The sequence below is a fragment of the Pseudomonas sp. PsB genome (assembly GCF_043658375.1).
Taxonomy (GTDB): domain Bacteria; phylum Pseudomonadota; class Gammaproteobacteria; order Pseudomonadales; family Pseudomonadaceae; genus Aquipseudomonas; species Aquipseudomonas putida_Z.
Map to the genome: position 1 here is coordinate 71820 of NZ_JBIGLU010000010.1, position 12190 is coordinate 84009.

The 12190-nt window shown below is 50.1% G+C and carries 11 protein-coding genes; all 11 read left to right on the plus strand.

All coding sequences use genetic code 11. The features are described 5' to 3' along the window. The first annotated feature begins 3 nt into the window (after positions 1–3). Positions 4–4632 (plus strand): RHS repeat-associated core domain-containing protein, encoded by a 4629-nt coding sequence (locus ACGLHT_RS14535; protein ID WP_274121158.1) that lies wholly within the window; start codon positions 4–6, stop codon positions 4630–4632. Continuing rightward, complete coding sequence (locus ACGLHT_RS14540) at positions 4629–5093, plus strand: DUF4304 domain-containing protein (protein WP_274079053.1); 465 nt, start codon at positions 4629–4631, stop codon at positions 5091–5093. Before ACGLHT_RS14535 ends, ACGLHT_RS14540 begins: the two co-directional genes overlap by 4 nt. 1172 nt (positions 5094–6265) lie before the next feature. After that, a complete protein-coding gene (locus tag ACGLHT_RS14545; RefSeq protein WP_015270782.1) occupies positions 6266–6592 on the plus strand; it encodes a hypothetical protein in 327 nt (108 codons plus the stop codon). Between the two features lie 212 nt (positions 6593–6804). Further along, a complete protein-coding gene (locus tag ACGLHT_RS14550) occupies positions 6805–7320 on the plus strand; it encodes an Imm15 family immunity protein (RefSeq protein ID WP_274121157.1) in 516 nt (171 codons plus the stop codon). Between the two features lie 404 nt (positions 7321–7724). After that, positions 7725–8186: a hypothetical protein gene (locus ACGLHT_RS14555; RefSeq protein WP_274079049.1), complete on the plus strand. Its 462-nt coding sequence runs from the start codon at positions 7725–7727 to the stop codon at positions 8184–8186. Between the two features lie 125 nt (positions 8187–8311). Beyond that, positions 8312–8662, plus strand: a complete 351-nt coding sequence (locus tag ACGLHT_RS14560; protein WP_274121156.1) for a hypothetical protein — start codon at positions 8312–8314, stop codon at positions 8660–8662. A gap of 260 nt (positions 8663–8922) precedes the next feature. After that, on the plus strand, positions 8923–9285 hold the full coding sequence (locus tag ACGLHT_RS14565; RefSeq protein ID WP_143493391.1) for a hypothetical protein: 363 nt from the start codon (positions 8923–8925) through the stop codon (positions 9283–9285). A gap of 331 nt (positions 9286–9616) precedes the next feature. After that, the gene (locus ACGLHT_RS14570) at positions 9617–9976 is read left to right on the plus strand and encodes a hypothetical protein (protein ID WP_247846039.1); all 360 of its coding nucleotides are present in this window, start codon (positions 9617–9619) and stop codon (positions 9974–9976) included. A 175-nt stretch (positions 9977–10151) separates the two neighbouring features. Then, positions 10152–10514 carry a hypothetical protein gene (locus ACGLHT_RS14575; protein ID WP_191472521.1) on the plus strand — a complete coding sequence of 121 codons (363 nt, stop codon included), beginning with the start codon at positions 10152–10154 and terminating at the stop codon, positions 10512–10514. A gap of 191 nt (positions 10515–10705) precedes the next feature. Next, the gene (locus ACGLHT_RS14580; RefSeq protein ID WP_274079044.1) at positions 10706–11143 is read left to right on the plus strand and encodes a hypothetical protein; all 438 of its coding nucleotides are present in this window, start codon (positions 10706–10708) and stop codon (positions 11141–11143) included. Positions 11144–11276: 133 nt separating this feature from the next. Next, positions 11277–11531 carry a hypothetical protein gene (locus tag ACGLHT_RS14585; RefSeq protein ID WP_274121155.1) on the plus strand — a complete coding sequence of 85 codons (255 nt, stop codon included), beginning with the start codon at positions 11277–11279 and terminating at the stop codon, positions 11529–11531. Positions 11532–12190 lie beyond the last annotated feature (659 nt).

Genomic DNA, 12190 nt, shown 5'->3' on the forward strand with positions numbered 1-12190 from the left:
ACGATGACCCCACAAGAAAAGAAAGAAATCGAAGAACGCGAAATCGCACTGGTCCCGTTGAACAACCTGGTCGCCCAGGATATCGGCCAGGGTGAAGCCACGGTAAACGCCTGGCTGCTGGAACTCAGCGGCAACACCATCGACCTGGCCACCGTCAAGGCCTGGGCCAGTGCAGTGCCGGTGGTGGGCAACATCGTCGCCTTGTTCGACGCCTTGGGCGACATCATCCATCTGGCCAAGACAGGCTCGAATGACCCGCTGGACTGGGTAAGCCTGGGCATCAACCTGATCGGTGTAGTACCCGTCCCGCCGACCATGGCCGCCGCACGGATGACGTTGCGCCCGGTGCTGTTCCTGGCCCGACAGCAACTGAAGAAAAACAAAGGTGACTTCGCCCAAGCCGTCATGAACATCATGGTCGGCCACCTCAGTGCCACGCTGATGGGCGAAATCGAAACCTTCGTCGAGCGGGCCGAAACCGAACTGCCTGGCATCTTGAACAATGCCGCCAACACCGGCTTCCAGACACTCAACAGCCTGGCGGATGCCATCGAGCGCATCGCCAAGGGCGAGATCGACACCACCCAGCAGCGCAAGGCGATCATCAACAGCGCCCAGGCAATCTACGCCCCCATCGAAGAGCCGTCCCTCTGGGACCTGCTGACCCGGGCCGAAGCGGTCATCAGCGCCACCGCTGGTGCGGTTCAGTACGGCGCGACCGAGGGGTACAAAGCTGCAGCGAGCAACACTGGCTGGGTCTTGAAGCTCGTCCAGCCACACACCAATGTGCTCAGGGGCCTGGCCCAGCTGATCCGCCAGATGCTGACCGCCCTGGCCGACCCCGCCACGCAAAACAGCATTGCCTGGTTCCTAGCCCAGCTCAACGCAGGCCTGCGCAAGCGCAAACCCGCGCGCCGGGTGTCGGCCAATACCCCGGCGCACGGCTCGGGTGTGGCAAAGGACAAGGGCACCGAAAGCCGCGTGGAAGCCACCCACAACGAGGCCCGACCTAAAAACGACCCACGCTGCGACCTGAACGGCACCTGCCCCGGCACCAGCAAGAGCATCAGCTATGCACGCGGTACCGAAACCCTGGTGCATGTCGACTTCAACCTGCCAGGCGTGTTTCCTGTCGCCTGGGCACGCACCTACCGTTCCAGCCTGGACGCCTACGATGACAGCGAGTTCGGTGCCCGCTGGATCACGCCATTCTCGATGCGCTTCGATGTGGTTGACGAGGGTGTGCTGTACCACGCCGACGATGGCCGCACCCACAGCTACGCCCTGCCCAAGCTTGGCAAGCCCCATTACGACCCGGTAGAGAAGACGGTACTCATCCGGGTCGACGACAACCACCTGAGCCTGGCCCACGGCCACCAGCGCCAGGAACACTACCAGCGCGTCGGCGATCACTTCCGCCTGGTCGGCATCATCCAGCGCGGCGGCGCGCGCATCGCGTTGCATTACGAGCACCAGCACGCCGGCAAGGCAGTGCTCTCCGACCTGGTCACCTACCAGGATGAAGACCAGCACCAGCATGTGCATACCCAGCTCGATGAGCATGGGCGCATCAAGGCACTCTGGCTGATGCAGGACGGCCGGCAAACGCGACAGCTGGCCAGCTACGACCACGACGACCAGGGCGACCTTCGCGCGGCACGCGATGAACATGGGGCGCAGTGGACCTACCAGTACCAGCACCACCTGGTCACGCGCTACACCGACCGCACCGGGCGGGGCACCAGCCTTGAATGGCAGGGCGAAGGCCCGGACGCGAAAGCCGTGCGCGAATGGGCCGATGACGGCAGCTTCGATACGCGCCTGAAATGGAACAAGCATATCCGCCTGACCACCGTCACAGATGCGCTTGGCCAGCAAACCCGCCACTACTACGACTACCTCGGCTACACCTACCGCATCATCTACCCGGACGGCAACGAAGAGTGGCTGTTCCGCGACGATGGCAAGAACGTCATCCAGCATGTGCATACCGACGGCAGTATCGACCGCTATGTCTACGACGAGCGCAGCAACTTGCTGCAGCACACCCGCCCCGATGGCTCCGCGGTGCACCACGCCTACGACGACCTCGACCAGCGCTTCAAGACCCGCGACGCCGAGGGCGGCCTGTGGAAGTACGACTACGACCAGCGCGGCAACATCATCGAAACGCTCGACCCGCTGGAGAACAAGACCCAGTACACCTACAACAGCGATAACCTGCCCATCGCCATCATCGACGCCAACGGTGGCGAGAAGAAGCTCGGCTACACCCGCGACGGCCAGCTGGCCAGCTACACCGATTGCTCCGGCAAGACCACGCTGTGGAAGTACGACGGGCTCGGGCAACTGAGCAAAGCGATCAACGCAGCGGGGGAAACCACCGAGTATCACTACCAGGCCGGTCAACTGACCCGCCTGGTATACCCCGACAAGACCCACGACCGCTTCGAACACGATGCCGAAGGCCGCCTGCTCAGCTATACCGACGCGTTGAACCGTCGTACCGCCTGGGCCTACAACGAGGCCGGCCTGATTCACCAACGCCACAACCCCGACGACAGCACCCTCACCTACCACTGGAACAAGCTCGGCCAGTTACTGCGGTTGCGCAACGAGAACAACAGCGAGGCCAGCTTCAAGTACGACCCGGCCGGGCGATTGATCATGGAGACCGGCTTCGACAAGCAGGTCACCGATTACCTCTACGATCAAAGCAGCAACCAGCCCACCCGCCGCATCGATGGCGACCGCATCACCCGCTTCGAATACGACGCCATGGGCCGCCTGGTGAAAAGCCATGCCGGCCAGCGCGGTGGCAAGGAGTGGGAAAGCGAAACCTTCGCCTACGACGGCAACGGCAACCTGCTACTTGCCGAGAACAAGGCCTGCAAGCTGCAGTGGTTCTACGACCTGGCGGGCAACAACACCCGCGAGCACCAGCACTTCAAGTACATGAAGGAGCCGAAGGTCGCTGTCTTCAAGCATGAGTACGACGCCCTCAACCTGCGTATCGCGACCACCCGCCCTGATGGCCACCGGGTCAGCTGGCTCACCTATGGCAGCGGCCACCTGCTCAGCCTCAAGCTCGACGAGCACGAACTGATCAGCTACCAGCGCGACGACCTGCATCGGGAAATTGGCCGCGAGCAAGGCAACGGCCTGGTACAACGCCAGACCTGGACCCCGAATGGCCAGTTGCAGCAGCAGACCCTGGCCCGACGCGGCGCCACCCGGCGCATCGCGGTGCGCGACTATCAGTACGACCTCAGCGGCCAGCTAACCCGCGTGGATGACCTGAACCGTGGTGACACCTATTACCGCTACGACCCGGTCGGCCGCCTGCTGGAAGCGGGCGACTTCTACAAGAAAGAGCTCTTCGCCTTCGACCCGGCGAGCAACCTGCTCGACCCGCAAGCCCCGCCCGGCCCCAACCCACACTCACCCCGCCGGATCAACGACAACGTACTGCGCAGCTACTGCGGCACGCAGTACCGCTATGACGAACGCGGCAACCTGGCGGAGCGCACCACGGGCAGCACGAAAGGCCACTTTGACTGGGACCTCTACAACCGCCTGCGGCGGTATGAGGATGACCGACTGATTGTCACCTTTGCCTACGACGCGCTCGGGCGGCGGTTGTACAAGCACTCACGCTCCAAGTACCGCGACCGACCGCAGGCCGGCCCGGTGTGGAACCAGAATGCCCGGCGGCAGCGGGATGAAGAGTTGGGTTGTGGGTACAACTGGTATGTGTGGGAAGGCGACACGCTGGCATTCGAGTGCCGGGACCGGGAAGGCAAAGGCCACACCACTCACTATGTGTTCGAGCCCGGGACCTTTGTGCCGGTGGCGCAGGCAGTGTCCAACCATGTTGTCGAGTTGTTGCGCCAGCCGGTGTATGTGTTCCCGTATGACATCGACAAGGATCCGGTGTGGCTGCATAAGCCGATGCCGAAAGCGTTTGATGCGATGGCTTGGTACCAGTGCGACCAGCTGGGGACGCCGATGGAGTTGACCGGTGAAGATGGGGAGATTGCCTGGAGCGGGAGGTACAAGGCCTGGGGTTTGGCGGAGGAGCAGCGCAGTGACGGGGCGAAGTGGGCGGAGATTCGTAATCCGCTACGCTTTCAGGGGCAGTATTGGGATGTTGAGACGGGGCTGCATTACAACCGACATCGGTACTATGACCCACAGGTCGGGCGGTTTATCGGGAAGGATCCAATTGGGAACGCGGGCGGTTTAAACTTATATACCTACGCTTATAACCCCATACAGTGGCTAGACCCTTTGGGACTTGCAAAGTCATCTACCAGCGGTCATAGCGCCCATGCTAAATCTGGCCAATTATTCCATAATGATATGGATAAGTATCCCTATCCAGCAGGTTACATGAGGGAGATGAGAATCGGAGGAGTTGGAAGAGCGGATGCAATTAATGTAGATGAATGTAGCATTATCGAAAGAAAATGCACTTGTAACACGCGAACAATCAAACGAGGTGAGGCCCAATTGCTTCGCTACTGCAATGAGATGAAAAACATAACTGGAGAAAGCCATGAGGGAATACTGGACATACTGGACCCCAAAACTGGTGCGCGAACCATACGAAAGGTCATAAATAAGTCATGAAAAAAGAATCTACAAAAAAAATCTTTCAGCGAGTTGCCTCCAAACTAGGTTTTTGCGGGAGAGATACAACCTTTTTCATGAAGCATGGCGACACTTACTTAATAGTTAATTTCCAAAAAGCTTCCGGCAACCGCAGTTTCTACATCAATGGCGGGATAAGCTACACAGATCTGCTTTCAAGTAGTGATCTAGAGCACTCTCCAGTTTCAGCCTACAACAACCAACCCACTCAATTCCCAACCCATGTAGACTTTAGAGCAGAAAACGTTCCCAACAGCCCCATTACGCAAGCTGAAATTGATGCAGCTGCATCTAATTACGATGCTATAGCAACAGAGAAAATAATCTTCACCGCATTAGAATCCATGATGCTTTTCGCCCGCAATCATGGAGACAGAGAAGAAGTGCGCAGGCTAAAGCAAGCCAAACTATTTCCAGCAATAATAAAAAAAGAGGTGTGATTCCCGTCAATTAACTTTGAATCAAAAATAGAATTAACAGGCTCGACACGATTTAAAGCAACATTAATCAGTTGAATGCAATGCAGCGTGGTAATGCTCAGATGGACTCTACTGGAAGCAACAGCACCATGCTAAATATGAATCGCATAATTGGCGAGGGTTACCGTGCGGGTGACGGTAATCGTGAAGAGACCTCAAGAGCCGTCATGGCTCGTAAAAACAACCAACTACCAACAGCGCTCCCAAAACTCTAATGAAAATCGCAAACACAAACTACATTTACTATTTGTATTATCCACTAATCTCGATGACAGACGAAGAAATTAGCACCTTTGAAATAAATAACAAGAAAGACAGGACTAGACTTTTTCAACTAATGAGTACACTATTGAAAACATTTGGACCAAATGCCGCTAAAAATATTTCAGATTGCCTCGAGCACGTAATCTCTATGCGGAGCTACGAAGATTACTGGCGAGATCTAATACCGCACGAAATACCTTTAGATGAAGTAGACAACAAGGAGGAATACATAAACGAGCTATTTTTTGCGCTTTTCCAGCGCACACCATCATTCCAAAAAGGTAGAAGCATAACGATCTCGCAACAAATACCACCTCAAGGCTTGAATACGAACGAATAGAGGCCTATCACTCGTTCATATAAACAATCACTAGCAGTTTGAAATTGCGGTCGCCATCGATGCGGCGGGTGGACTGGTTTGGCGGAGGAGCAGCGCAGTTACAGGGCGAAGTGGGCGGAGGTTCGTAATCCGCTACGCTTTCAAGGGCAGTATTTTGATATTGAGACCGCGCTGCACTATGGGTAGACCCTCTAGGCGTTTCCGCTGTATCCGACCTACCAAAAATGAAAGGGCACAGTGTAGTCAAAGCCGGTTCAAAACTAACTCAAGCTAGCTTCTTGAGGACGAAAGATAATGGCATTAATGAGACCTGGAGACACCTTAACGGCTCGGAAGTTAGAATCCATAAATATGAAAACAAATGTCCATGCGCTTATGAATCTGGCAATAACGCACACATTCACAAAGAAGATCTTGGGGACAACCAACTTAATGACCATGGGTTCACCTCCCCAGACCCGAATCAGCCCCATTTCGGCATATGCAACCCAGCAGACCTACCAATTGTGCGAGGAAGGCCACACGGATCATGAGCTACGAATACAAACTTGTTTTTGAAGAACCTAAAACATTGCAGAATTTATTTGACAAACTGTTAGAGAGCGGAGCATGCACCAAAAGAAGCGATTACGAGATTCATATAAAAGACCCTAAATTCAACTCGATTGGCAGCTATGATGCGAGACTCCAAAAATGCGACGACACACGTGCATGGTTAGAGATTTTGTTCCCCACCCCATATTTATATGGCTTATTTTCAACATTTTTGTCCGATGCGAAATTTAGGTGCCTTGAGGATGGAGACGAAGACGATGAAGTCTCGTTGAAACAGGCCTTTCGCGTAAGAAACATCTGATGAATACGTAGAGCGTTTCCTTTCAAAGCCGGGCGATTGATTATGGGAACCGGCTTCGACAAGCAGGTCACCGATCCTCTACGATCAAAGCAGCAACCAGTCCACCCATCGTATCGATGGCGACCGCATCACCCGCTTCGAATTCGACGCCATGGGTTGCCTGGTGAAAAGCCATGGCGACCAGTTAAACGATCACGGATGGAGCATTAAAAATGAACATACGAAAAACGTTTGATACTTTAGTAGAGCATGAGCCTTACATTGATCTCGATGTATTTCTGGATACTTACGAAACATTCGAAGAATTCCCACTTATCTCAAGATACATAAAACTAGTAAAGCTAGGGGCTGATTTAAAGGAAATCGAAGCCTCAAACATCCTTATAAGCACAGCATTCTTTGTACTCAACTCTGCATTACTACATATGCAAAGCAAAGGCTACGACCTCAGGGAGCGCTTTCTGGCTATCTCCTACACGAACTTTGACTTTTCAAGCAGAACCGAACCTCCAATACCTAATTTTTTTGTTAACTCAAACTCCACAATGGATGAATTTTCAAATAAATTGAAGTCAAAACAGAAATCAGACGCTTCATTGGAAACAAAATTGGTTCAAGGGCAGTTCGAGTCATGTGGACTTAGCCCGTTATTCACATTTTATGAAAGCCGTTTTTTTGATCCTACCTGCAATGAGGACATTGTCAGAGTTTATGCGATTCTAAATTAACACCTTAAACAGGCCTCACCTCACTTCGACGATGAAAACACCACCATGACAACTAAAAAAGAATTTGACATCGCTACAAATGTTTTTCTTGAAAATGAAATTTTCAATTTAAAAGCAGACCAAACACGCTCCAACATTGTATTGTCCGGGGCACTCTCACTCCATCATCTAATACCTCTAACGCTGGCTCACGCCACAGCAATGAAAAAACTTTACAAGCGGATAATTGAGACATGCAATCGCCTTGGGCAACCCGGAACTCATAAATAAAATATTCAGTTAAATTCGCGAACAATCGAGTTGCCACCTAGATAAAGCTCACTGGTAGGCAGGAACGGGTAAGCACGAGCGCCCACGTATTCAGCATGAAAAGGCAAAGCACTTTATGCAAAGGAGTGCCACCAATGAAAGTCGATAACTATAAAAAAGAATTGCTTTACAGAAAAGCACAGAAAAGTAAGCGCCTAGATAAGTTCAGGTCAAAAATGGAGAACCTGATCTCAAACGCAAAAAATTGCACCACGCAACTAGATCTACAAGAAACTGACAAGTTGATCCGAGCAATCGGGGCAACACACTGGCCTTCATCTACCAATGAGGACTTTTCCTCCACCGCAGATTTCTTTAACTACATCAAAAATGAATTACTCCAACAAGAATGCTACATACTAATTGATGACGACTGGAGATATTGCGGAGCAATACTTACAAAAAACAATTGTGAATTAAATATAAAATACAGCTTTGACGAGAACCACAGTGATGAAATTAGATTTATCCCTGCTGATCTCTCCATCTTCGCTTCAATAGACTACATACATAACCACTACCCCCCCTGCTATGAGTATTTAATTAAACGGCGCTAAGGCAGATCAGTTGACGACACCGATAGAGATCACATACGACTTTGAAGAAATTACCTGAGGCGGAAACTTCAGAAGTGAGTAACCATGATTGCATTCGAATTTACACGTACAGATGAGTATTCAAAATGCACGTAGAACACAAACTAATCACTAAAAAATTGCACGATATCACCGACCTGCTTGCATCGGCGGACTATGAGTCATTATCAAACATGTGCAATGGAGTCAGACTCAATACTGAAGAAATAGAACATGCCATTGAAGAATACGGAGAAACACTGATACCAGTACCCTGGAGCGAATTAACATCTGCAATTATTGTAGAAATTATAAACTCAATACCTAAGGCATGGTCCGTCACCTGCCCTCTATGGTCTAAAGCCGAAGGCAAATCGGACCTTACGTTAGAGCTCACAATAATCGCTACTCCCTCCGGAGAGTTGACTGTAGAGCTCGACAATATACATGTACTTTGACAAGCATCAAGCGGCTTTGCTTCTCGCGATAGCCGGATAGCACTTAGGGAATACGAGATAGTACTGATCTTTAAAAACTCACACATCGGTTAACAAAGTTTGGAAAACAAGGCCCATTACACTTACAACAGCGATAACCTGCCCATCGCTGTCATCGACGCCAACGGTGGCTCACCTGGTATGTGCGGGAAGGCGACACGCTGGCATTCGAAAACCTAGTATCTAAACAGAGCCCTCTAGAATTATCAGAGAACCATAAAATGACGAAAGACCCACTAATTTGGGGCACCATCAAATCTGAAGCTCAACGGTATCAGACCTTCAATGAACACAATGAGCTTGTCCCGGACCTGCCAAGCCAAGAAATAGCCATACGACTTTTAACGACCCTGCGGCTCTTCTTTCTAGAGGAAGGCCTACTAACTAAAACCATACTCGACCAGGAAAACAAATTTATCGACACCGAACTTCGAATGAGTGACTTCACGCAAGAAGGGATAGAACTCATAAAGTCAAAAGTTTCTTCTTGGGTGAGTTCACAGAGCGCAAGAAAAAACCCGCCAGACTTAAGAGCACTGCAAAAACACTTGAAGGAAATTAGATCAAGAAATAATCCGACCTGACGGTGCAACCATCATGAATAGAGCTGAAATTCTTGCCACGCTAGAAAACAAATCATCCTCGTTGACCTGTACGGTGCCCAGACAGGTCTACCATTGATACTTCTAGATAAGGCAATGCAGATATTGGAACAAAACGCAATTTCTTTGCCAGCACTGACTAAGTAATACAAAGGATTGCTACGGCAACACTCTACTCTGCCAGAAGCAACTACCTCTACATCTTTATCTCCGAAATTGCAAGAGAGTTGTACATCCAAATCAACCGCTCAAAAATCTTACGAACGTGTCGACATCGAGATTAGATCAGACAAGGCTTACACGGAGCAATGAAATGCACACAGACTATCTAACAAACCCAGAAAGCTACAAGCAACTAGAAGAGTATTTTTTTGAAATTTTCAACAACGAACTTCAGAAGCGGCGCTCTATAGCCAAAGACTTTACGAGCCCTCATTACAGCGCTCATTTTGCCGACGGCACTCCATTCATGGATGCAAATCCGATATTTTCAGCAAAGAACACAAGAACAGGAAACATCTTGAGAGTTGTCATCACTGAAGATGTCAGCGAATACGCTATAAACCACAACTCAATTGACGATTTCGAAGAGCTTTGTTTGATCATGAAGATTTCAGATATCAGCCTAGCGCAGCAGGACATTTCTTCATGGATCGCCGATCAAAAAGAATGACGACCTCAAAAAATTAAAAACCTAACCAACGACAACTACACCGATATTTTTTTGCTCATTAAAAAATAACCTGAAGCACTCTCCAGCAAGTGCCAAATTCATCCTGACGGAGTAAATATTTTCAGCGATAGAAACCCAAAAAAAGCCTAGCGAGCGCATTAGGAGAAACTACGAAATGCCCATAACGAAGCCGAATGCTATTAAAATCATGGACACTCAGAACATGTGCATTGGTAGCGTTGAGAACCCTGCTATAGCCGAGAAAGTCATTTCCGGGACATTTCTCCCAACTCAGCACTATAAAAAATATGAAAAATATTTTTCCGACCTAGAACAGACTGCAAATAAACAATTGCTTACACACGCAGATCAATTAGAGCGACAAATACAAGCACTCGCATTCTACGCAGCAACCTTGAGCAACAGAAAAATCAGCATTAAAAACCTGCAAATAATGGAAAATCAAATAGTATTCACCATTACCTATACAGAGGACGCCGAAGCTATTCAATACGCTGAATTTTTCTTAGTTCGATGACCTAAGACCACCGGCCTGAATGTTAATGAGGATGGATAGATTATCTGCAACGCGAATTATATGGCCTTAGGATTAGCGGAGGAGAAACCCGCGACCAAACGAAGTGGGCGGAGATCCAGTACTCGCGGCATTTTCGATATCAACGACAGCAATAAAACCATTACTGTTCACCCAGTCAGAATCGAGTAACCATGATTGCATTCGAATTTACACGCATAGATGAGTCTCTTTTTGCAAACGAATTCGACCAAGGCGATATTTCCCTCATCTCAGAAAATCTCTGCATAACCTCAAAGCTGAACTCCAAACATTCAAACATGATATACCTCTCAATCATATCATTGATTGACGGACTAACCAGAAACAATAAATACTTTGAATTTATCGCGGCCGACTCTTCATTTCGCATCAAATTTAAACAGCAACGGGAGACAATCTTAATAAACCATGAGGGAATCTTAAAAATCAAGGTAAACCGCTTTGAGCTTCTCAAGGCTCTTGAAGACGGCGCAGAGCGTTTCCTTTCGAGTCCTAGAAACAGCATACCGATTTCCAGTGCAGTTTATTTAGACCTCTCAACAAGCAGAACACTACTTAACCAGAAAATAAATAATCACAGAAAGCTTTAGATCTGCTTCGCTCTATAAACTCAAAGCACAGCGGCCACATCCAGCTTCGAGTCAGCTAGAGACATTTCTGGGCTTTTTATCCTGAGATAGGAGTGCAGATACCGCTCCCTGAATCGACCAAGAGAATTGAGCCATGCCCCCTAAAGTAAAATATTCAATCTCCGTATTTGACAAATATAGTGAAAAATATATTGGAGAGTTTGAATTTATCAACCATATTGAGGTAAACGAATTACGCTCAATACTCAGAATAGGGGAAGACCAAGATCAACTCTACGATGAATACCCTATTGATTTGCAAGCTGCAAAAAAAATCGAAAAGATGACGAATGGATCATTTGACCTTAGCAAGTTCGAGTACTTCCTTTCCTGTGAAAGAACGGACTAAGAATGAGCTTTCTTTGCGACGCAATAAGGCTATTTCAACGCCTAGAGCCAAGTACTCATAGACGCGGCACTACATCATGCTGCCTGCCGGGGGCCTAGCTCACCATCATGGATCATCACATGTATCGCTGATTCAGGAAGGCTCCTGATTACCAAGCCAACATCGCGGTAGATGGCACGGGCTGTGCCCGTGTTCGCGGGATCGCCCGCTCTCGTAGAACAACACATGACTCGTCGGTTTAGTGAGGTTCTGTAGGAGCAGCCTTGTGCTGCGAAGAGGCCGGTACAGACAATAGACAGGCTTTGTCAGTACCGGCCTCTTCGCAGCACAAGGCTGCTCCTACAAAGAGCGATATTTGTTCTCTGCGCGACAGCGCAGCCCAAAAGGGCTGGGCAATCTCCCACATTGCGCCCAACAGTTTCTCCCGCAGAGGCACGCACAAGCGTTCTAGCGCTTGACCAATACCTCCGCTCAATCACGTCCGGCTTTCAGCCAACCGCACCAACGCACTGCCGCCATGAACAAATCTTCATTTTGCTGGCGAGCGCCCTGATTGCGGGCGTGGCAGCCCTCTTCGCTTCTGCTGCCGCAGGCCTTCACCTTGAGGGGGCTCACTACCTTGCGTAGCATCACCGCCCCCCGGGGCCGCTACGCGGCCC